We start from the raw sequence: 23,674 nt of genomic DNA, 5'->3' as shown, positions 1-23,674 counted from the left end.
CGGTATTCAATATATAGAAAAAGGGAGCCGTGAGGCTCCCTTTTTAAAAAATTGTTATTTACGGATACCTAGTTCCTTAATAATAGCTCTGTAACGTAAAATGTCTTTCTTGATTAAGTAATCAAGTAATGAACGACGCTTACCTACTAGCATTACTAGTGAACGCTCTGTAACATAATCTTTACGATTTGTTTTCAGGTGGTTTGATAAGTGTGAGATACGTTGTGTAAAGATTGCGATTTGACCTTCAGCAGATCCTGTATCGTGCTTTCCTTTACCGTGTTTTGCAAAAAGCTCTTGCTTTTGTTCTTTTGTTAAATACATTCCAGTATTATTTTAAATGAAATTCATGTATTGATAGCGTCTCTATCAGCGTGCAAAGATACATTATTCTTTGTATTATCAAACAGTTGACGCTTAATTTACAGCCATTTCTGTAAATAAGACCTTTTAGTGTTAGTTTTTTAATTGCAATTATAGAATTATCAAGTGTTTGTATATCAAAAAAATCACGTTAAAGGGTATGGGTAATACCGATTAGCGTGATTTTAATGTTGTTGATGTTTTGAGTTACTCTTTATAATTAGCTATTTGCTTCAACCAACTCTTTGTTTTTACTTAGTGTAATTGCAAGGTTACCTAATAGTACACCGTATATTACTTTAGAACATACATCTGCAATTGTATATACGAGTTGTCGTGCCATCACACCGTCTTCACTGTATAAAAATCCATCTACTCCTGTTAAGTATGGCATTAAATAAGCTCCTGGATATAAGAACCATGAGATTAAAAATAAGATCCAGATGTTAGAAAGTATTTTTTGTCCTGCTGGGGAAATTCCCTCTTTTCCTTCATTAATTACCTTCTTCATAACCCATAAAATATGAAAGAAAAAAGCAGATGAAATAGCTCCCCATACTAAAAAGGCAGTCAAGTTACTTACCTCATAAAACTGTCCAATGTACCCAGTAATAATCATCATCGCACCAGAAAACCAGAATTGGTTACGTACAGAGCTAAATTTTGAAGTAGTTAAACTTACTACAAATAGAATTTGAAAGAGAAGCATAGGTACATCGATGAGCCAGTTGAGATAGCGATATCCGTTATTAAATAGATCACCACTCGGATCTAAAAAATATCTTCCTACTTCTTCATTAAAGGTAAAACTTGATGTCCAGTTTTGTGCCTGAGCATATAATAGCAAAAATGCCGATACCATTACCACAGCCGATAATATGTTCGACATTTGGAATTTTTTATCTACGTTTTTGATAGTAAGAATAAAGTATAGTAATCCTGCAAGCATCACTGCGTACCCTAACGTAAGAATATGTGATGTAAATTGATAAGCAATTTCAGAAAATCCTTCTGTAGCTCCAATGAAATTTTCGAAATTGGCATTCCCTAGTTCTTGTGTCATAGCTGATTATTTTTTGGTTTTTTTCCTATAACCGTAAAGTTACATCTTAAGATATGTTTGTTTAATTTATTTAATAATTAATTAAACAAAATTAAGAAAACAATAAGATTAATGGGGTTATAAACAGCTTATTGGACTCTTTAATCAAGAAGTGAGCTCTGTAAATAAATCTTCTAGACTTACATTCTTTTGATTGAGTTGTAAAATTTTAAGGTCATTATCATGAGCAAAGTCAAAAACCTTTGCTCTCATATCTTCTTGAGCATTAAAGGTGATTTCATAAACAAATCCTGTAGTGTTTTTTACAGTGGCTACTTTATCTAGTCTGCTCAATGCTATTTCTTCTACGCGATAATCAAATTCGGCAATGACTATTTGTTTCTGTCCATCACGTAGCTCTGTCATTTTTTTGTCGGCTACAATAGTTCCCTTATTTATAATAATCACACGATCACAAATGGCTTCTACCTCTTGCATGATGTGCGTACTCATCAATATCGTCTTTTTCTTGCCTATATCTTTAATGAGATTCCTAATGTCTAATAATTGATTAGGATCTAGTCCCGTAGTGGGCTCATCTAGTATCAAAACTTCTGGGTCGTGTAATAAAGCTGTAGCAAGACCTACACGTTGCCTATAGCCTTTTGATAGTTGGCTTATTTTCTTATGCGCCTCAGAGATGAGTCCTGTGAGGGTAATTACTTCTTCTATACGTTCTTTAGAAACTTTATAAATTCCTGCATTAAAGGCAAGGTATTCTCGCACATACATTTCCACATATAGTGGGTTATGTTCTGGTAAGTATCCCACAGCACGACGCACTTCTTGCACATTACTTTTTGTGTCGTGGTTATGCACTGTTGCCGTCCCAGCCGTAGGAGCAAGGTAGGTGGTGAGTATTTTCATCAATGTACTCTTGCCAGCACCGTTAGGACCCAAAAAGCCAACGATCTCACCTTTTTGTAAGGAAAAAGAAATATCATCAAGCGCTTTTTGCTTACCATATATTTTTGTGATGTCTGTTACTATAATGGACATAAAGGAGTATTTTATACTGTAAATGTAAGAATTGATAACGGGAGGAAATATTTAAAAGTGTGATGATCATTTAAGCTAGAGAGATTTTTAGATATAGGTCTACACCATATTCTCATTTTCATTAGTTTATAAGTCTTTCATTGATAATTCCTCAAAATGTACGCTTAATAAAAAATATTTCATAAAAGGATATAAATAAATTGGCTCATTAGATATTTTTTCTACTTTAGCAGTCAAATAATTCAACATGTTATCAAACGTTTATTATTGGAACAATTTTTTCTATTTCTTCTTTTATGGGAAGAGATCAGGATTGATATTGTGCTAATTTAATAACACTCAATATTTCAATAAGTCCTGATAAATTTTATCAGGGCTTTTTTTTTGCACAATTATGAAAGTAGCAATACAAGGCGTACAAGGATCATTTCATCACAAGGTAGCTCAAGAATTTTTTGGGACAGACGTTGCTGTGGTGGAGTGCATGTCTTTTCCTAGACTAGTAGACGCACTAGTAGAAGGTGAAGTACAAGATGCTGTAATGGCTATAGAAAATAGTATCGCAGGGTCAATACTCCCTAACTACGCATTACTAGATAAACATGATTTGCACATAGAAGGAGAGTTTTACCTTGACATCCAGCACCAGTTAATGGCGCTACCAGGTCAAGGAATAGAAGATATAAAAGAAGTGTGGTCACACCCTATGGCAATCTTACAATGTCGTGAGTTTTTTAGAAACTACCCAGACATCAAGCTTGTAGAAGATACAGATACCGCAGGCGTAGCCAGAGAGATACAAGAAAAGCAATTACAAGGAATAGGAGCTATAGCAAGTACAGTTGCAGCTAGTATTTATAAACTAAATATTTTACAAGCGTCTATCCAGACTATTAATGAGAATGCAACCCGATTCTTTATTTTAAATAAGGATAAAAAACAAGTAGAAGGTGTAATCGATAAGGCATCTCTAAGATTTTCGGCAGATCATAAGCGTGGTAGTCTTGCGGCAATATTAAATGTGCTGAGTGATTGCAAGATGAATCTCACAAAAATTCAGTCCATGCCTATTATCGAGAAGCCGTGGAAATATGCATTTTTTGTAGATGTAACTTTTGAAAAAATAGAAAGCTTTAATAAGGCAGTACAATTACTAGAGATCATGGCAAATGACTTTAAAGTACTAGGAGCCTACAAAAACAGAAAGCATGATGCAACCAGCAAATAGGTTACAGGAAACCAAGGAATACTACTTTTCGCGAAAGCTAAAGGAAGTTCGCGCACTCATTGCAGACGGTCATCCTGTGATCAATATGGGAATAGGAAGTCCAGATATGCCGGCGCCTCCGGCAGCCGTTGCAGCTATGCTCAAAGGATTACATGATAGTGTGGCTCACCAGTACCAGAGTTATACTGGTATTCCTGAGTTGCGAGGAGCCATGGCAGATTTCTACAAAAAGCAATATGGAGTAATCGCAAATCCAGACACTGAGATATTGCCACTTATGGGTTCTAAGGAAGGGATTATGCACATCTCGATGGCATTTTTAAATCCTGGTGATAAAGTCCTTTTTCCTAATCCTGGATACCCTAGTTATGCTGCGGTAACGAGACTTGTGGAGGCAGAAGCAATTACATACGATCTTAATGAGGAGAACGGATGGTTGCCAGACTTAAAAGCACTGGCTGCTCAAGATCTTTCAGGTGTAAAGATAATGTGGGTAAATTATCCTCACATGCCTACTGGGACTAAGGTGCCAGATGGTTTTTTTGAAGAATTGATCGCTTTCGCGAAAGCGCAACACATACTAGTAATTAACGACAACCCATATAGTTTTGTACTTAATGACAATCCGCAATCACTGCTAGCAGTTCCAGGAGCGTCTGAAGTAGCCCTAGAACTTAACAGTCTTAGTAAGACTTTCAATATGTCCGGATGGCGTGTGGGAATGGTACTAGGAAGCGCCGAAAATATAGGACACGTATTGCGTGTAAAATCTAATATGGATAGCGGTATGTTTTACGGCATACAGAAAGGAGCTGTAGCAGCCTTAGGCTTAGGAGATGACTGGTTTGAGCATATCAATACCATTTATGGACGCCGCCGTAAACTAGTTTATGAGCTTGCCGAAAGGTTAGGTTGTACATACGACAGAGATGCTGTAGGATTATTTGTCTGGGCAAAACTGCCAGAAGGAATCGATGCCGAAGCCTTTATAGATAACATCTTACTGGAGAAATTCATTTTTATCACACCAGGAACCATTTTTGGAACGATGGGGAAAGGATACATCAGGTTTAGTCTTTGTGTAAAAGAAGAAGAAATTAAAGAAGCAATACGTAGATTTTAAGATAATTAATAGCTGGATATGAGGTGTTTTTGTTGGTAAGACATTGAATTTGAGTAATTAGAGAGTAATATTTAGATAATGAAAGATATTTACATCATAGGGTTGGGGCTTATAGGAGGATCATTTGCGCGAGATTTGCGCGAGCAAGAACCTGCGGCAACTATTTATGGTATAGATGCAAGTGAAGCCCACGTAGCCGAAGCATTGTCATTAGGTTTTATAGATAAAGGCGCCGTACTAGAAGATATTAAAACAGCAGACCTCGTAGTGCTAGCAATCCCAGTAGATGTTGCTATTCATGTACTACCAGACGTTCTTAATCATATAGGAGAAGATACGATTGTGGTAGATATGGGTTCTACTAAGCAAGCAATTTGTGAAGTAGTAGCATCACACCCTAGGCGTCGCAACTTTCTTGCATGTCACCCAATAGCAGGAACCGAGTTTTCTGGACCTAGTGCAGCGATTACAGGCTTGTATAATGGGAAGACTAATATTATATGCGAGGTAGAGAAAACAGCTTTTAAGCTGCAAGAAAAGGTGCTCGACCTATTTAAGAATATGGGCATGCGCATACGCTACATGGATCCGGTGTCTCATGATAAGCATATTGCATATGTGAGTCACCTCTCACACATAAGTGCATTTATGCTAGGTAAGACGGTCATACAAAAAGAGAAAAATGAGCGTGATATTTTTGACATGGCGGGCAGCGGATTTGCATCTACCGTACGTTTGGCAAAAAGTAACCCAGTAACATGGACCTCAATTTTTAAACAGAATAAAGAGAATGTCTTAGAGACGTTAACTGAATATATTGCAAATCTCAGCGATTTTAAAATGCTTTTAGAAAATGACGATTTTCAAGGAGTACATGATGAGATGGAAAACACGAACCACATTAAGGAAATATTAAACGGAATTAAATAGTTTTGCGCTTTCGCGAAAGCGTAAATATCAAAAGCCCGAAGCGGCACAAATTAAATGTTATGGAAAATAAGAAAGAACTTAGAAATTGGTTAGACGCTTTTGGCCTTGATCACCCTCTTGTAATTGCAGGACCTTGTAGTGCAGAGACGGAAGCGCAGGTGCTTAAAATTGCTCACCAACTTAAAGACACAGATGCTACAGTACTACGTGCAGGGATCTGGAAGCCTAGAACGCGTCCAGGAAACTTTGAAGGAGTAGGAGCACTTGGACTTAAATGGTTACAAAAAGCCAAAGAAGAAACAGGAATGCTTACTACGACAGAGGTTGCAAATGCAAATCACGTAGATCTAGCTCTTGAAGCAGATATCGATATCTTATGGATAGGTGCTCGTACAACAGTATCTCCATTTATCGTTCAAGAAATTGCAGAAGCTCTTAAAGGAACGGATAAAACGGTACTTATTAAAAACCCAGTAAATCCAGATCTAGCCCTATGGTTAGGAGCGGTAGAGCGTTTTTATACTCAGGATATTAAAAATCTAGGAGTAATACACAGAGGTTTCTCTACGTATGAAAAGACACGTTACAGAAATAATCCAGAATGGCAGATAGCGATTGATCTTCAAAATAAATTTCCAGATCTTCCTCTAATTCTTGATCCGTCACACATTGCTGGACGTCGTGATATTATTCATGATTTATGCCAGACAGGTCTTGATCTCAACTATGATGGTATCATGGTAGAGACGCATTATGATCCAGATAATGCATGGAGTGATGCTGCGCAGCAAATCACACCAGCTACGCTCGTACAAATGATGAAGGATTTAAAAATCCGTAAAGAAGAAGGTACAGAGGTAGAGTACAATAATAAATTGAACACATTACGTACTAAGATTGACGTGATAGATCACCAGCTTATTGAAAGCTTAGGAAAGCGCATGAAAATCTCTGATAGTATAGGAGAGCTTAAAGCAGAAAATAATGTGTCTATCTTACAAACTAAAAGGTGGAATGAAATTCTAGGTAAGATGATTCTAGAAGGAGAGCAAAACAATCTAAGTGAAGAGTTTATACTACGTGTGTTTAAAGCAGTACACCAAGAGTCTATAAATCACCAGAAGAAAGTGGCGAAGTCGTAAGATTTTAGATAGTTACTTATAAAAAAAAGGCTCAACATGATGTTGAGCCTTTTTTTGCTTTTTGGAAAGTGAAATGATTAATCTTTCTTAGTGTAAGCAAGTCTTCTTGAAGCTTTTCTCATTAAGACATTTACCAAGTCTTCAGGAGAGCTACCTAGTCCACCACGTACTTTTTTGTTGTAGTTCCATAAAAGTTGGCCATCTGCTCCATTATTTACGTTCATGTTTACAATAGCACTATTTGTAGAACCACCAAAGCCTATTAGTAAAGAAAGTGCAACGCTTGCTCCTTCGCTCATAGGTTTGTTAGTTTCATAATCTCCAGATATGATTGCATCTACTTCAAGAATTTTTGCAAGTTCGTCAGTAGTATATTCATACATGTTGTCATAGTCAATACCTTCCTTTTTGAGTAGAGCATTTGTTCTAGAAGGTTGCTGTATTTCTAATGTTGTGAGTTTACCTCTCTTTTTTCTCTTTAAAAACCAAGAAAACATACCAGTTTGTAATCCCTCTCCTTCAGCTTTTTCAAGACGGCTTAGTTGCTCATCTGTCATATCTTTCATTTGCCTAGGTCTAAGCTTTACCTGAGTTTTAAATGGTACGATAGCGATAATTTTATGCTCCTTAGCAATTTCATCAAACGCTGGGTTTTCATACAGGCTTGTTTGAGCTACAAGGAATGGAGACATCAAAATAAATGCTGCAATAAAAAGAATTGATTTTTTCATTAATATAATTTTTGATTGATTTATTGCGCTAAAATATTAAAATCTTGCTGTAAATTCCTACAATTCTTAAAATTATGGCAAGTAGTTTTTCTAATAATTCTAGTGAGTAACTAAAAAGAAGGTATTTTTGTACCTGACACAAACGTATGACAGGAACTGTATATAAATCTACTGGAAGTTGGTACACCGTAAAAGCGGATGACGGCCAGTGGTTTGAATGTAGAATAAAAGGAAAATTCCGTATTCAAGGAATTAAGAGTACAAACCCAGTTTCGGTAGGTGATGTTGTAGATTTTGATCTTGACACCAAAAGTGATGTAGAGACAGGCGTGATTACAAAAATACACGATAGAGATAACTACATTGTACGTAAGTCTGTAAACCTCTCTAAACAAACTCATATCATTGCAAGTAACGTAGACACCGTGTTCTTACTAGTGACACTCAATAATCCGCCTACTTTTACGGCTTTTATAGATCGTTTTCTGGTAACTGCAGAGGCTTATCATATTAAAGCGGTTTTACTTTTTAATAAGATTGATACGTATAACGAAGAGGAAATCATGGAGATAAAATATCTTGCGGCAATGTATCGTGAGATAGGGTATGAGTGTGTAGGCATTTCGGCAATTACAGGAAAGAATATCGATACTGTAAAGGAGATGATGATGGGTAAGACGTGTATGTTTACAGGTCATTCTGGAGTAGGAAAATCTACGCTGGTAAATGCTATCGAACCTACCTTAGATCTCAAAACAAAGCAAATTAGCGTACAGCACAGTCAAGGACAACACACGACAACTTTTGCAGAGATGTTTGATCTACATTTTGACGCACGAATTATAGATACTCCTGGAATTAAAGGTTTTGGAATTGTAGATATGGAACGTGAAGAAATAGGAGACTATTTTCCTGAGTTTTTCGCTTTAAAAAGCGAGTGTAAATTCAATAATTGTTTACACCTCGAAGAACCTAAATGTGCTGTAAAAGAAGCGCTAGATAATGATGAACTCCACTGGTCGCGTTATAAAAGTTATACCCAAATGCTAGAAGGGGATGACGAACAGCATTACAGAAAAGATCACTACCCAGAAGAGCAATAATAATGAAGGCAGTAATTCAGCGAGTAACAGAAGCCTCTGTCACTATAGACGGAATTGTAAAATCTGAGATAAACCAAGGGTTACTTGTGCTGCTAGGTGTTACTCATGATGACACGATAAATGATATTGAGTGGCTCACAAATAAAATAATTGGCCTACGAATTTTTAGTGATAATGATGGCGCAATGAACCTTTCTGTAGGTGATGTAGATGGAGACATTTTGGTGATTAGCCAGTTTACGTTATATGCGAGTACCAAGAAGGGCAACCGTCCTTCATTTTTAGAAGCAGCACGACCAGATAAGGCAATCCCTATGTATGAGGAGTTTGTAAGTACGCTTTCGCGAAAGCGTACTAAACCTACGTATACAGGAGAGTTTGGTGCAGATATGAAGGTTCAATTGCTTAATGATGGGCCTGTTACGATTGTGATTGATACAAAAAACCGTATTTAATTCTTGTAGGATAATTCTTTAAGTCCTACTTTGGCGCATAATTCATCAATCATCAATCAATTAATGCGTTTTCTTTACTTTCTTGCCCTCTTAGGCTTTACTTCTGTGATGTATAGCCAAGATTTTAACTATGCTATAACTGATATTCCTGAGGAGTTAACAAACAATGCAAATAGTGTAGTACGATTAGATCAATATTTTATAGATATTCCAGATATAGCGCGTATTGCTACTACTCATAAGCGTATCGTTACAGTGCTTAATAAACTTGGTAATAACGATGTTGGTTCGTCAATCTATTATGATAATTCTTCTCGGGTCAAGAGTATAAAGGCAACAGTTTATGATGCTCTTGGTAATGAGGTTAAAAAGTATAAGCAGCGTGATTTTAACGATGCGAGTGCTACAGACGGTTTTAGCTTACATTCAGATGCAAGAGTTTTATATTTAAATTATACACCCAGTTCTTATCCTTATACAATTGTTGTGGAGAGTGAGAAAATATCTAAAACTACTGCATTTATACCGCCAGTGTATAGTAACACTAATTATTATAGCAGCACACAAAAGATTGAGTACGATATTTCCTACAATCCATCTCTTGGATTACGATATATACATGAAGGCGATCGTAAGGATTTTTTTATAAGAGAAGAAAGTGGAGCACTACACATCGAGGCAAGAAATATTATGGCCGTCTCTCCCGAAGCATTTGCGCCAAGTTTTAATACCATAGTTGAGCACATCATTTTTGGCCTAGATAGATTTAATTTAGAAGGTGTAAATGGGAAGGCAGATGATTGGTTAGTATTTGGGAAATGGATGGATGATAACCTATTGAATGGAACTCAGGATCTGCCAGAAGACACAATAAAGACTATAAAAGAATTAGTAGTTGGAATTGATGATCCTATTATTAGAGCTCGGAAAGTGTATAATTTTGTACAAAACAAAGTGAGATACGTGAGTATACAAATAGGGATAGGTGGCTGGAAACCAATGTTGTCATCTAAGGTAGATGAAGTGGGATATGGTGATTGTAAAGCTTTGTCAATGTATACTAAAGCACTGCTAGAGGTTGCAAATGTCCCATCCTATTATACAGTGGTATATGGCGATTCAGATAAAAGAGATATACGCCCAGATTTTGCTAGTGTGCAAGGCAATCACGTTATACTAACACTACCTCAAGAAGACAATAGTTATGTGTGGTTAGAGTGTACAGATCAACAAGTGCCTTTTGGCTTTATTGCGGGATTTACAGATGATAGAGATGTGCTAATAGTCACCCCAGAAGGTGGTGAGATCATTCATACTAAAAAATATACGGCTCAAGATAATTTTCAATATTTAAAAGGAACATATACACTAAATAATAGTGGTGATATTATGGCAGAAGTACGTATGTCATCTGGCGGTATCCAATATAAAGTTAGGAGCAAACTAGATAAAGACAACGATGATGAAAGAAAAAAGTATTACTATGATTTTTGGAATTATATAAATAACCTACAGTTAGGGGATTTTACCTTTAAGAACAATAAAATCGATGCTATTTTTGTTGAGAAAATTTCATTTACGGCTCGCAACTATGCCACTTTAGCAGGTCAAGAAATGATAGTGCCTATAAATGCATTTAATAGATTTTCTGCTTTTCCAGCAGGGGCAATTGAGCGTACACAGGACGTCTCTGTTGCCAGGGGATTTAGTGATACAGATAGTACAGAGATTGTTATTCCGTCTAATTATATCGTTCAATACATACCAGAGAATGTCACATTGGATACAGAATTTGGGAGGTATGCCATTGCGTTTGAAAAGATTTCAGAAAATACACTAAGCTACAAGCGATCGTTAATCCTTAACGAGGGAGCTTATGATAAATCTAATTATAAAGAATTTCGATCATTTTTACGTAAGGTGGCAATCAATGATAAGCAGAAGATGATTTTAGTGAGCAAATGATTAAATAGTCTCTATAAATTAAATTTCGCATTTGTGGCACTTTCGTGAAAGAGTACACTGGCACATATTATATTAAAAATTTACCTACATAATTTTATGAATAAACAACAATTAGTTTTGCTCCTTCTAAGCTTTTTAGCGCAGAAAACTATTTCTCAAAATTATAATTTTGGTAAATTAAATGAACGTCATTTTGAAGTTAATTTAACAGATCTACAAAAGAAGGCTTCTGCAGCTATTCTTTTTAAGAACCGTACATCCAAGTTTACTATTGAAGATGATCGTGAAGGATGGTTTGTTGCTTCAACACATTATAAGGTTATTAAAGTTCTCAATAATGATGGTTTAAATGAAGGTGATATTAGTGTGAGAATTTATAAAAATGATGGTAAAGAAGAACGAGTTTTTGATATAAAAGCAAACACTTACACTTTTACCGAGGGGATTTTGAAAAAAACAAAACTAAATAAAAAGGACATATATGTTAATGAGATAAATAACAACTGGAATGAAGTAAGTTTTGCAATACCTGATGTTAAGGTAGGAAGTATCTTTGAGTTAAGCTATGAGGTTTATTCTCCTTTTTGGAAAATTGATGATTTAGTCTACCAAGAAAATGTTCCAGTACTTAAGTATCATTCCGAAGTTTTTTTACCAAGTTTCTTTACATTTAATAGATTTAAAAAAGGCTATCTACCTTCTCAGTCAAACGATCAATATCATTGGAAATCAGTAAATATCTCCACTTCTTCTGATGGAGGATATGGTTCAGTTAGTCATAGGTCTGGTTTAGCAAACTTAAGTTTTGACCAGCTAGAAAGTACATTGGACCTTACTGATGTGCCAGCCCTTAGAAAAGAAGACTTTACAAATAATATTGAGAATTATAGAGGTAGTCTTATTTACGAATTAGCTTCCTATGAAATTGAACCAGGAAACAAAGTTCAAATTTCAACGGATTGGGAAAATGTTTCTCAACAAATTTTTGATAATAATCATTTTGGAAAAGCAATAAGTGATAGAAAATTTCTTAATGCAGAAGCGAATCGATTTCGTCAGATCGGAACAAGTAAATCAGAATCCATTTCTAAGGTTTTTGAGTACATAAAGAAGTCCATGGCTTGGAATGGAAAAAACGGCAAATTTGCAGAAAAATCACTCAAAGAAGCATTTGAAATTGGCAGTGGAAATATTGCAGAAATCAACCTTAATTTAGTCGCATTATTACGACAAGCGGGGTTTATCGCTTATCCGGTACTTGCAAGTACAAAGGCCCACGGTGTTCCGTCATATCCTACATTAGAGGGCTTTAATTATGTCCTTGCAGTAGTTTTTCTTGATGATGAATATATACTTCTAGATGCATCAGAAAAGTTAGCGCCGCCAGGTGTTTTGCCTAATCGTGTAATAAATTGGGAGGGATTGATTCTACGAAAAAATTCAACTCCTAAGAAAATCAATTTATTTCCGACAATAAAGAGTCGTAATGATATTTTAGTAGACGCAACCTTGGGAGCAGATGGTGTCATAAAAGGAAAGTATAAACAAAGAGGGACATTAAATGAAGCATTGGAAATGCGAAACGATATGCTCTTAATAGATAAAAGTAACCTTGCGGAAAGAAAATTTACAGAGTATCAGCTTGCTGACATCTCTAATTTTAAGATCGATAATACATCATTAGATAGACCATTTACAATAGGTTTTGATTTTACGAGTGACGCATTCGTTGAAAAAATTGGAAGTAAATTGTATGTATCAAGTACATTATTTTTAAAAGAAAAATCTAAAATACTTTTGAGCGAAGATAGACTGTATCCAATAGATTTTGAATACCCTAAAGTGCATAGAAAGTCTGTTATATTAAATATACCAGAGGGTTATAAGGTTGAGTCTTTGCCAAAACCCGTTAATCTTACTTTGAAGGAAGGAGAATTATCTTATATATTAAATGTTAATGTTCAAAATGGAAATGTACAAATAATATTAGAAGAAACAATTAATACAGCTTTAATGCGTCCACCATCATTTTCAAATATTAAAAAGTTTTTTGAGGGTAAAATGAATGCCGAAAATCAAAAAATTGTACTTATTAAAAAATAAGTTCTGGATAATTTAGAATTGTAACAAGTTGTAGGCGATATGATTTATGCTCACCGAGTGCGCTATTTTAATCAACTAACTAATGTGTCTCAGCTCACTGAGTAAGGGAGAAATTCAGGGTGGTGACTAGGGTCAATTCCTGCCGATATTGGCTAAAAGTGAGAAAGAGAGTACTAAAAGGTCTAGGAGAAGAGCTCGCCAAGCTGGAGATTGTAGTGTTATTTTTGGCTAATCAAAATGGAGTGAATTGTCAAATGGCTTTTGGTATAACTTAATATAAATAATAAGATTGATTATCATTTTTGCTACAATATCAAGATATTAAAGTGATATCCTAAGCCTTTAAATAACCACATATGGCTATTAATATTAGTGGTTATGTGAAAACCACTATTATAAAACACGAAATTTTAAATAAAAAAATCACAGCTTGACAACTCAAAACCTTGCTCAAAAAAACATTACCAATATGAATAAATTAATACTTCTCATTTTTATTACAAGTTTATCTGCAACAACTTGCTTAGCACAAAATTATAAATTTGGAAAAGTCTCTAAAGAGGAACTGATGCAAGATGTGCACCCTAATGAGCCGGAAGCTGATGCTGCAATTTTATATAGATTATTTAGAACAAAATTCAATTACACTAATGACGAGGGCTTCACAGCAACCACAAATTTTCAAGATCGTATAAAAATTTATAACGAGAAAGGTAATGATTGGGCATCAGTTAGCATATTCCTTTATACTGGCTCAGGAGGTGCGGAAAGTATAAGTGGTCTCAAAGCGTACACGTATAATCTTGATGGAAAAATAGAGAAAACTAAATTAGACAGAAAGAATATTTTCGAAGACGAGGTTAATGAGAATTATACTAAGGTAACTTTTTCGATGCCCAATATAAAAAGCGGATCGATTATAGAATATGAATATAGTATAAGGTCGCCGTATTTAACCACTTTTGATAAGTATTACTTTCAAGAATCAATACCTGTTGATGTAGTAGAAATGACTGTAGCTGCCCCTGAGTATCTTGTTTATAAAACTCATCGTAATGGTTGGGTACCTTTTTCTATTGCCAAAAGTTCACGAGAGGGTAATCTTCAAATAAGTTACAAGGAAAAATCAACTTCTAAAATTAAACAACCAGAAAATAGAACTCGAAATATAAAGTATAGAGAAGATGTTTCTGAAGTAAATTTAAAAAATGTACCATCTCTTAAATTAGAGCCTTATGCGGGTAATATAAATAATTACCGTACTACTTTACAGTTTGAATTAGAAATGACTCGTTTCCCTAACGATTCACCAGAATTTTTTACAACAAGCTGGGATGAGGTTGCGAGTACTATTTATAAATCTTCAGATTTTGGATCTCAACTTAATAGACAGAGTTTTTTCAAGGATGAGGTTGATAAATTAATTGCTGGAATGTCCGAAAAGGAAAAGGCAATAAAGATTTATGATTATGTCAGGAATAAAATAACGTGGAATGGCAATTACGGGATTTTTGTAGAGAATGGAACAGCTAGTACCTTCAAAAACAAATCTGGAAACATAGCAGATATTAATCTGTTGCTGGTGTCGATGTTGAAGTATGCAGGAATCAAGGCAGATCCTGTTTTGTTAGGTACAAAATCTCATGGAATTTACCTTTTTCCTACGAGAACTGGATTTAATGCTGTTATAGCGGGAGTAGAGATAGAAGGGGAATTAGTATTGTTAGATGCTTCAGATAAATTAGGTAGTCCTAATGTATTGAAAAGTCAATTACTCAATTGGTTTGGAGGAAGAATGGTTGAAGATGATGGTACATCTAAGGCAATAAGCTTAAAAAATGCAACAGCAATACACTATGCCCTTGCTAATGTAAATTTAGATGATACGGGAATTGCCAGTGCATCAGTAAAAAATAGATTTGCAAATAATTATGCGTCTGAAATGCGAAAGTCTTTATATGGTAAAGAAGAGACTGAACTTAATACAGCAGTCTCTGCAGAATTTAATGATACAGAAATAGAAAATCTGAATGTTTCTGACTTATTAAATACATACAAGCCATTAAGTGTATCTTTTGATGCAGATGTTGCTAGTTATTTTGAGACTATAGGTGATAAAATTTATTTGAACCCACTTTTTTTTTATAGTACAGACGAAAATTTATTCAAGTCTGATGAAAGAACACTACCTGTAGATTTTGATTATTCTCGTTCGGATCGAATAACCATCAATATAAGTATTCCTGAGGACTACGTTGTAGAGTCTCTGCCAGAACCATTAGTGGTTTCTATGGTGGATGGTATAGCTTCTTATAAATATAATATCTCGAACGCTACGGCAGGTTTGTCTATTTCAGTGCAACGAACTATAGATACACCATTAGTAGCAGTAGATTATTATAAATCTTTAAAAGCTTTTTTTGAGATGATTATTAAGAAAGAAAGTGAGAAAGTTGTCTTCAAGAAAGCCTAGAGACTGCATATTTTTAAATAGATTGCACTATGTACTAATAAAATGAATTAAATGAACATTTCAGACTCACAACAAGCAGTAGACGATTGGATAAAAGCTCACGGAGTGCGCTATTTTAATGAACTTACTAATATGGCTCAGCTTACTGAAGAGGTAGGAGAAGTGGCGCGCATCATCGCACGTCGCTATGGGGAGCAGAGTGAGAAAGAAAGTGATAAAGGTAAAGATCTAGGTGAGGAACTTGCAGATGTCATGTTTGTAGTATTATGCCTGGCAAATCAGACTGGAGTTAATCTTCAGGAAGCCTTTGATAAAAAGCTTGATATAAAGACTAAGCGTGATCACGATCGTCATCACAATAATGAGAAATTGAAATAATAGCCTATGCTCTTAAAAGTACAACATACTGCAGCCAGCACTAGTGGTGAGATACAAATCACAGGGTCAAAAAGTGAGACTAACAGACTGCTTATTTTACAAGCGCTCTTTGATGGTATTGTAGTAAAGAATATTTCAAATAGTGATGATGCTGCGGTGATGCAAAAGGCACTAGCGTCTACAGAAAGTGAGGTAGATATTTACCATGCAGGTACGGCAATGCGTTTTCTTACCGCTTATTTTTCTATACAAGAAGGTAGAGAGACGTTGCTCACGGGTAGCGAGCGCATGCAGCAACGCCCTATGGCAATATTGGTAGAAGCATTGCAGCAGTTAGGTGCTCAGGTTTCTTATGTAAAAAATGATGGGTATCCGCCGCTTCATATTAAAGGAAGCAAACTCACAAAAAGTGAGGTTACGCTCAAGGCAAATGTGAGCAGCCAGTATATCTCTGCACTTATGATGATGGGAGCAGCGCTAGAAAATGGACTTACCATTCATCTCGATGGTAAAATCACTTCGGTGCCATATATAAACATGACGCTAGCACTATTACACCAGCTAGACATTGAGGCTACATTTGTAGGTCAGATTATAACTATCAAACCAGGAAGAACGAGTAGAGCGCATAGAGAAATCACAGTAGAGTCAGACTGGAGTAGTGCTTCGTACTTTTATAGTATTGTTGCGCTTTCGCGAAAGCGTACTTTAGATACTTCTATCACCATAAGTAGTTATAAAGAGGATAGCTTGCAGGGTGATGCAGTATTGCAAGATATTTACAAGCAGCTAGGTGTAGTTTCTGAATTTAGTGGAGATAAACTTACCTTGTCACTAGCCAAAGATTTTGAACTTCCTGAAACAATCACTTTGGATCTTGCAAATGCGCCAGACATTGCGCAGACTATAGCAGTTACCTGTTTAGGACTTGGTGTAGGATGTCATCTTACGGGATTGCATACCCTCAAAATAAAAGAAACAGACAGGCTAGAAGCACTACGAGAAGAGATTACAAAGCTAGGCGGTGGGATTATGATAACAGATACAGACCTTACGTTACTGCCACAAGAAGCAGCGCTTAACGAGAATATTACGATTGCGACATATCATGATCATCGTATGGCAATGGCTTTTGCGCCACTAGCGCTATCGGTTCCATTGTTGATAGATGATGCGGGTGTGGTGTCTAAGTCATATCCAGATTTTTGGAAAGATTTAGAAACTTTAGGCTTTGGTCAAGAGATAATTGGCTAAACACTTGACAACGCCTATCTCAAGATTGTATCTTTGCGATCTTGCAAATGAGCGGTTCATACTGCTTTTGTGAGCACAAAAACTAAAATAAAAACCCTTTATGAAGTTATCACATTTTAACTTTGATTTGCCAGATGAATTACTAGCAGATCGCCCAGCCGAAAATCGCGACGAGTCACGCCTTATGGTACTTAACCGAAAAGAGCAGACTATAGAGCACAAAATGTTTAAAGACATTATTGATTATTTTGAGCCGGAAGATGTGATGGTGCTTAATAATACCAAGGTTTTTCCAGCACGTTTATACGGTAATAAAGAAAAAACTGGAGCACGTATCGAGGTATTCTTGCTTAGAGAACTTAACTCAGAAACACGCCTATGGGATGTTCTTGTAGATCCAGCACGTAAAATACGTATAGGTAACAAGTTGTACTTTGGTGACGATGAGAGTCTAGTAGCAGAAGTAATTGATAACACAACATCAAGAGGACGTACACTTCGTTTCTTATATGATGGATCTTACGAGGAGTTTAGAAAAAAGCTAACTTCACTAGGAGAGACGCCATTACCTAAATATATTAATAGAGAGGTAGAGCCAGAAGATGAAGATCGCTACCAGACTATTTATGCAACAGAAGAAGGAGCTGTAGCCGCGCCTACTGCAGGTTTACACTTCTCAAAGCACTTGCTTAAGCGTCTTGAGATTAAAGGAGTAGACTTTGCTGAGGTTACACTACACGTAGGTCTAGGAACTTTCAGCGCAGTTGAGGTAGAAGATCTATCTAAGCATAAAATGGATAGTGAAGAGGCATATATACATAAGCCAGCAACAGAAATTATCAATAAAGCGCTAAAGGAAAAACGTCGTATTTGTGCCGTAGGTACAACCTCGATGAGAGTGATGGAAAGTGCTGTTTCTAGTAACCATACACTTAATGAGTTTGGTGGATGGACTAACAAATTCATCTTCCCTCCATACGACTTTAGTATCGCAAACTGTATGATTACAAACTTTCATACACCTAAGTCTACTTTGTTAATGATGGTTTCTGCATTTGCAGGTCACGATTTTATGAAGAGAGCTTATGAAGAAGCAGTAAAAGAGAAATATAAATTCTACTCTTACGGAGACGCAATGTTGATTATCTAATTTCAGCAGATATAATTATAAAAACCCAGACAGCAATGTTTGGGTTTTTTGTTTTAGGAGCATCACCTTGTGGTATTTGTTGTATCTAGTTTCCCGCTTTCATTACAATTCCTCGCGCCGGCTTCGCCAGGCAGCTGTGGGATTTTCATTACAATCGGGGCTAGAGAGTTAAGCTCGTTTGCGTATGCTAGTGTTCTTAATGCTCATCATTAAGTTGCTTCACAATGGCTGCAATTTTTTTGTTTTTTGAAGTTCGATCTAAAACCTTAGGTGGAGCTTGTCGCACTTCGCAATCTATAATAGCACAGCGCTCGCAAGTAACTCCTACGTTACGAGTAGGGATATTTGGATCCTTAAGGAATTTTATTTTACGTTCTAGTTGTTTATTAATAAGTAGACCTATGCTTATGCTTCTAAACTTGTTTTCTTTAAAGGGGTCTTTTGTAGCGGTGGATAGTACCAAGTATCGTACACCTTCATTTTCATAATTAGAAATTTGCAAGTCAAACTTACTATTCTCGCTACTCTTAGGTAGATCTTTAAGCACTTGTAATGACACCCACCTTCTGCAGTAGTGTTCATCACTCTCATTTGCTCGTGGAGCATGCTGGTGTGCTAGGTGTAGCTCCTTTGTGAGGTGAAATTTAGTGTCGTTAAGCTTATGTGTAAACCGTAAGAAAAACAAGTTTTTAATGTTGAATTCTTTAGGTAAGATATTTGTAAGTCGCTGATAGAAAGACTCAGGCGATGCATTGAACTCATTTGTAATGTGCTCAAAAGTATTTTTTTGAAATGTACGCTCCTTAAAAATATCTTTAATTTTCGTCGTCAGATTTTTACTAGGAATGATCAATGCTCCTGCAAAGTAAGAGGCATAAAAATTATTAAGCACTTGGTCAAAAGTTTCAAAAAGAATCCATGGGAAGGTGTATAGCCTTTCTGTAATTTCCAGATAATTATAGGCTATTTCTTTTGCGTAGATAAATGTGCGTTGTGACTCATCTACATCACTTGCAACTAGTAGGGAGCGTGACTTTGGGATAAAAACAGATCGTAGGTTATCTAAATCCTCATGTTTATCTAGTTCATCATTTTTTATAGTGTAGTTATACTCTTCTATGAGAATTTCTTCTAGCTCATTTGATGAGATACCCTGTCCTTGATTTATTTGATAAGACTTTACAAAGTCGAGCACTTTTTGCTCTATGTTGTCAAAGTAGTTGTTGTTTGCCTCTTGAAATGATCGCACAGAGGCTAGAAAAAAGCTTTCTCTGCTAAAGTTATAGTGTTGCGCAATCTCTATAATCGTGCTTATGAAAGCGTTGACTTTAGCTGGTGCATTAGATACAATATCTATCAGGTCACTTTCCTTAATCCCAAAAAGCTCAAGAGGTATTTCTTTAAGAATCTTTGATTTTAAAATTTCACCTATAGGAGCAAGATTTTTATCAAGTTTCAAAGAGACCATTTGATCGTATGGAATGTCTAATTTTTCCGAAAGTGTGACAATCTTATCTGGTTTTGGATATTTTTTTCCATTTTCAATTTCATTTAAATATGATTTTGAAAGGCCTGTGAGTTTTGATAATCCAAATAGGGATAAATTCTTCTCAGTCCTTATCTGCCTTAGCTTTAAGCCAAATATAAGTTTGATATCTTCTTCTTCCATATACACAAATATACCACTTTCTGCGAATAGTCTATTTTAGTGAAAATTAATATTTAGCGAACGTTCGCTTTTTTAATCAAAGTATTTTTTTTAACATTGTGCCATAGAATTTTAAAAAGATAATTATGGCTCCTGAAATAAACCAACATGCACTAAGCTTTAGCAACCAAGTAAATAGCTATTATTCAGAAATACTAACTGATGATGCATTAGACTTCATTAAGGCACTTCATGAAAATTTTAATGCCAAACGTTTAGAATTATTACGTGCTAGAGAGCAACAACAGTTACTATTTGATCAAGGTCATAAGCCTGTCTTTCCTTTTGAAACACAAGAAATAAGAGAAGGCGAGTGGACTGCGGGAGAGATTCCTCAAGACTTGCAAGATAGAAGGGTGGAAATCACGGGACCTACAGATCGTAAGATGGTTATTAACGCACTTAACTCTGGTGCAAAAACCTTTATGGCAGACCTAGAAGACAGTACTGCGCCTACATGGAGAAATGTGATGGAAGGTCAGATTAACTTGCGAGATGCTGTAAATAAAACGATATCATATCATCACCCTACTAAGGATAAAAAATATACACTCAATGATGCTGTTGCTACATTACTGGTAAGGCCAAGAGGGTGGCACCTTAATGAAAAACATGTTCTTGTTGACGGCGTAGAAGTGTCTGGGTCTTTGTTAGATTTCGGATTGTATTTCTTTACAAACGTACGTCAGTTATTAGAAAATGGTACAGCACCCTATTTCTACATAGCAAAACTTGAGCATTACAAGGAAGCGAGACTATGGTATGAGGTTTTTAAATTTTCTCAAGATTACTTAAATATTCCTGAGGGAACTATTAAATGTACCGTACTAATTGAGACGATAACGGCAAGCCATCAGTTGGATGAAATTATTTATGAGTTAAAGGATTATATCGTAGGTCTTAATTGCGGTCGCTGGGATTATATATTCTCGTATATCAAGAAGTTTAGAAATGATCCTGATTTCTTAGTTCCTAACAGGGATCAAGTAGGAATGACGGCGCCTTTTATGGACGCATATTCTAAGTTGGTAATACAAAGGTGTCACAAACGCGGGATCCTCGCAATAGGAGGTATGGCAGCGCAAGTGCCTATTAAAAATGATCCTTCGGCAAATCAAGCGGCTTTAGAAAAAGTAAGAAAAGATAAAGAACGCGAGGTAATAAATGGACACGATGGTACATGGGTTGCTCATCCAGCACTTGTTCAAATTGCGATGGATGAGTTTGATAAACATATGCCTACAGCAAATCAACAGCACATTACAAGAGATGATGTTGTGGTAACAGCAGATGATCTAGTTGCAATTCCTGCGGGGACAGTTACCGAAGCTGGAGTGCGTAAAAATATTAATGTAGGAATACTCTATCTCAACGCATGGTTAAGTGGTCAAGGTGCGGTAGCTCTTTATCACTTAATGGAAGACGCTGCTACTGCCGAAATATCAAGAACACAAATCTGGCATTGGATAAAAAACAAAGCAGTGCTGGAAGATGGAAAAGCATTTACAAAAGAATACTTCAATGAGCTTTTTGATGAAGAAGTTGAAAAAATCATTACTGAAGTGGGCTCTTATGAAATAAAAGAAACTCAGTTTGAGAATGCATTTAACCTCTTTAAAGAACTGGTCTTAGCAGAAGACTTTGAGGAGTTTTTAACCACCCCAGCTTATAAATTTCTTTAGATAAATATCCATAAGCTATTTCTCAAATAAGTATAACAAAACTATCACCGCCTTTTCAGGTACACATTAAATAAATCTTTAAAACTTAGTATTATGTCAAACTACAATTCGGCTCTTGAAGTTGTTAGATCACTTAAAGCAAAGCATGGAAACTCTTGGAGTGCCATAAGTCCAGAAAACACAGCTCGTATGGCTGTTCAAAATAGATTTAAAACGGGCCTTGATATTGCAACATATACTGCTAGTATTATGCGCAAGGATATGGAAGAATACGATGCAAACCCTATGAGTTATACTCAGTCGCTAGGTTGCTGGCACGGTTTTGTGGCACAGCAAAAAATGATTGCAGTAAAGAAACATCATGGTACTACAAATAAAAAGTACTTATACCTTTCTGGATGGATGGTTGCCGCTTTACGTTCAGAGCTAGGTCCTTTGCCAGATCAATCTATGCATGAAAAGACTGCTGTGCCAAAATTAATTGAAGAAATTTATACATTCTTACGTCAGGCAGATGCCGTAGAACTTAATGATTTGTTTCGTCGTCTTGATGCAGGTGAGGATGTGCAAGATCAAATTGATAATTATGAAACGCATATAGTTCCAATTATCGCAGATATAGACGCAGGTTTTGGAAATGAAGAGGCTACTTATTTACTAGCAAAGAAAATGATAGAAGCTGGAGCATGCGCACTGCAGATAGAAAATCAAGTATCTGATGCAAAGCAGTGCGGTCACCAGGATGGAAAGGTGACAGTTCCTCATGAAGATTTTATTGCAAAACTTAACGCACTACGTTATGCCTTTTTAGAGCTAGGCGTAGATGAAGGAATTATTGTGGCAAGAACAGATTCTGAGGGTGCAGGTCTTACTCAGAAGTTGCCTGTAAGTCAAGAGCCTGGAGATCTCGCTTCTCAATACCTCGCTTTTGTAGAGGCAGAGGAAGTAGATATTAATAGCGCAAATGAAGATGACGTACTTCTTAAAAGAGATGGAAAACTGGTGCGCCCAGTGCGATTACCTAATGGTCTTTACAAGTTTAAGAACGGATCAAACATAGATAGGGTAGTGCTTGATTGTATTACAAGTTTGCAAAACGGCGCAGACCTTTTATGGATAGAAACGCCTACGCCTAATGTGAAGCAAATCGCTCATATGGTAAATAGAGTGAGAGCGGTTGAGCCAAGTGCTAAGCTGGTATATAATAACTCTCCTTCTTTTAACTGGACACTTAATTTTAGAAATCAAGCGTATGATGAGATGGTAGAGGAGGGTGAAAATATGACTGCGTATGATCGTAATAATTTAATGGATGTAGCTTATGATCAGACGGAATTGTCTCATAGAGCAGATGAAAAAATTAAAACATTCCAAAGAGACGGGGCACTTGAAGCAGGAATATTCCACCATCTCATTACATTGCCTACCTATCATACTACTGCACTTCATATGAATAATCTTACAGAAGGTTATTTTGGAGAGCAAGGTATGCTGGCTTATGTGAAAGATGTGCAAAGACAAGAGATACGCAATGGAGTATCTTGTGTAAAACACCAGAGAATGGCGGGTTCTGATCTAGGAGATGATCACAAAACGTTTTATGCGGGAGATAAAGCTCTAAAGGCTGGAGGAGCAAATAATACTAGTAATCAATTTCAAGAGAAGAAAACGGTATTAAATAATAAACCTGTTTTGACGGCGTAGCCTCAAACTCATTGTTAATTATTTAGAAGGCGGTGTTCTGTACGCCGCCTTTTTTGTTCAGCAATAATAATTTCGGTGATA

19 protein-coding genes are annotated in these 23,674 nt (G+C 36.2%); 14 read left to right on the top strand and 5 right to left on the bottom strand.

Annotated elements, in window-relative coordinates:
- Positions 1–54 precede the first annotated feature (54 nt).
- The 3 genes from rpsO to gldA form a co-directional block, all read right to left on the bottom strand.
- Entirely contained in the window at positions 55–324 is a 270-nt protein-coding gene (gene rpsO / locus KRODI_RS02535) for a 30S ribosomal protein S15 (protein WP_013750004.1), read from the bottom strand.
- Positions 325–583: 259 nt separating this feature from the next.
- Positions 584–1,426 (bottom strand): bacteriorhodopsin, encoded by an 843-nt coding sequence (locus tag KRODI_RS02530; protein ID WP_013750003.1) that lies wholly within the window; start codon positions 1,424–1,426, stop codon positions 584–586.
- A 144-nt stretch (positions 1,427–1,570) separates the two neighbouring features.
- Entirely contained in the window at positions 1,571–2,464 is an 894-nt protein-coding gene (gene gldA / locus KRODI_RS02525; RefSeq protein WP_013750002.1) for a gliding motility-associated ABC transporter ATP-binding subunit GldA, read from the bottom strand.
- Positions 2,465–2,858: 394 nt separating this feature from the next.
- On the opposite strand from gldA, the gene KRODI_RS02520 reads away from it, so the two are divergent.
- From KRODI_RS02520 to KRODI_RS02505, 4 genes are all read left to right on the top strand, one after another.
- Positions 2,859–3,692, top strand: a complete 834-nt coding sequence (locus KRODI_RS02520) for a prephenate dehydratase (protein ID WP_013750000.1) — start codon at positions 2,859–2,861, stop codon at positions 3,690–3,692.
- A complete protein-coding gene (locus tag KRODI_RS02515) occupies positions 3,673–4,815 on the top strand; it encodes a pyridoxal phosphate-dependent aminotransferase (RefSeq protein WP_013749999.1) in 1,143 nt (380 codons plus the stop codon). Before KRODI_RS02520 ends, KRODI_RS02515 begins: the two co-directional genes overlap by 20 nt.
- A gap of 78 nt (positions 4,816–4,893) precedes the next feature.
- A complete protein-coding gene (locus KRODI_RS02510) occupies positions 4,894–5,745 on the top strand; it encodes a prephenate dehydrogenase (protein WP_013749998.1) in 852 nt (283 codons plus the stop codon).
- Positions 5,746–5,804: 59 nt separating this feature from the next.
- Complete coding sequence (locus tag KRODI_RS02505) at positions 5,805–6,887, top strand: bifunctional 3-deoxy-7-phosphoheptulonate synthase/chorismate mutase type II (protein WP_013749997.1); 1,083 nt, start codon at positions 5,805–5,807, stop codon at positions 6,885–6,887.
- Between the two features lie 77 nt (positions 6,888–6,964).
- Here the strand turns inward: KRODI_RS02505 and KRODI_RS02500 are convergent, their stop codons facing one another.
- Entirely contained in the window at positions 6,965–7,618 is a 654-nt protein-coding gene (locus tag KRODI_RS02500; RefSeq protein WP_013749996.1) for a hypothetical protein, read from the bottom strand.
- A gap of 146 nt (positions 7,619–7,764) precedes the next feature.
- Here KRODI_RS02500 and rsgA point away from each other — a divergent pair, with 146 nt between their 5' ends.
- From rsgA to queA, 8 genes are all read left to right on the top strand, one after another.
- Positions 7,765–8,721 carry a ribosome small subunit-dependent GTPase A gene (gene rsgA, locus KRODI_RS02495; RefSeq protein ID WP_013749995.1) on the top strand — a complete coding sequence of 319 codons (957 nt, stop codon included), beginning with the start codon at positions 7,765–7,767 and terminating at the stop codon, positions 8,719–8,721.
- A gap of 2 nt (positions 8,722–8,723) precedes the next feature.
- Positions 8,724–9,176 (top strand): D-aminoacyl-tRNA deacylase, encoded by a 453-nt coding sequence (gene dtd / locus KRODI_RS02490; protein ID WP_013749994.1) that lies wholly within the window; start codon positions 8,724–8,726, stop codon positions 9,174–9,176.
- Between the two features lie 63 nt (positions 9,177–9,239).
- Positions 9,240–11,141, top strand: a complete 1,902-nt coding sequence (locus KRODI_RS02485; RefSeq protein ID WP_013749993.1) for a DUF3857 domain-containing protein — start codon at positions 9,240–9,242, stop codon at positions 11,139–11,141.
- A gap of 96 nt (positions 11,142–11,237) precedes the next feature.
- Positions 11,238–13,244, top strand: coding sequence for a DUF3857 domain-containing protein (locus KRODI_RS02480; protein WP_013749992.1), 2,007 nt, complete (start codon positions 11,238–11,240; stop codon positions 13,242–13,244).
- A 469-nt stretch (positions 13,245–13,713) separates the two neighbouring features.
- Positions 13,714–15,717 carry a DUF3857 and transglutaminase domain-containing protein gene (locus KRODI_RS02475; protein ID WP_013749991.1) on the top strand — a complete coding sequence of 668 codons (2,004 nt, stop codon included), beginning with the start codon at positions 13,714–13,716 and terminating at the stop codon, positions 15,715–15,717.
- 51 nt (positions 15,718–15,768) lie between these two features.
- The gene (locus tag KRODI_RS02470) at positions 15,769–16,095 is read left to right on the top strand and encodes a nucleotide pyrophosphohydrolase (RefSeq protein WP_013749990.1); all 327 of its coding nucleotides are present in this window, start codon (positions 15,769–15,771) and stop codon (positions 16,093–16,095) included.
- Positions 16,096–16,101: 6 nt separating this feature from the next.
- Positions 16,102–17,349, top strand: a complete 1,248-nt coding sequence (locus KRODI_RS02465; RefSeq protein WP_013749989.1) for a 3-phosphoshikimate 1-carboxyvinyltransferase — start codon at positions 16,102–16,104, stop codon at positions 17,347–17,349.
- Positions 17,350–17,449: 100 nt separating this feature from the next.
- A complete protein-coding gene (gene queA, locus KRODI_RS02460; protein WP_013749988.1) occupies positions 17,450–18,499 on the top strand; it encodes a tRNA preQ1(34) S-adenosylmethionine ribosyltransferase-isomerase QueA in 1,050 nt (349 codons plus the stop codon).
- Positions 18,500–18,695: 196 nt separating this feature from the next.
- Here the strand turns inward: queA and KRODI_RS02455 are convergent, their stop codons facing one another.
- Positions 18,696–20,168: a helix-turn-helix domain-containing protein gene (locus tag KRODI_RS02455; RefSeq protein ID WP_013749987.1), complete on the bottom strand. Its 1,473-nt coding sequence runs from the start codon at positions 20,166–20,168 to the stop codon at positions 18,696–18,698.
- A gap of 125 nt (positions 20,169–20,293) precedes the next feature.
- Here KRODI_RS02455 and aceB point away from each other — a divergent pair, with 125 nt between their 5' ends.
- Positions 20,294–21,889 carry a malate synthase A gene (gene aceB / locus KRODI_RS02450; protein ID WP_013749986.1) on the top strand — a complete coding sequence of 532 codons (1,596 nt, stop codon included), beginning with the start codon at positions 20,294–20,296 and terminating at the stop codon, positions 21,887–21,889.
- A gap of 93 nt (positions 21,890–21,982) precedes the next feature.
- Positions 21,983–23,593, top strand: a complete 1,611-nt coding sequence (locus KRODI_RS02445) for an isocitrate lyase (protein WP_013749985.1) — start codon at positions 21,983–21,985, stop codon at positions 23,591–23,593.
- The last annotated feature ends 81 nt before the right edge of the window (positions 23,594–23,674 follow it).

The sequence above is a fragment of the Dokdonia sp. 4H-3-7-5 genome, assembly GCF_000212355.1.
Taxonomy (GTDB): domain Bacteria; phylum Bacteroidota; class Bacteroidia; order Flavobacteriales; family Flavobacteriaceae; genus Dokdonia.
The sequence above is the reverse complement of the archived record's forward strand: the minus strand, read 5'-3'. Positions and strand labels throughout refer to the sequence as shown.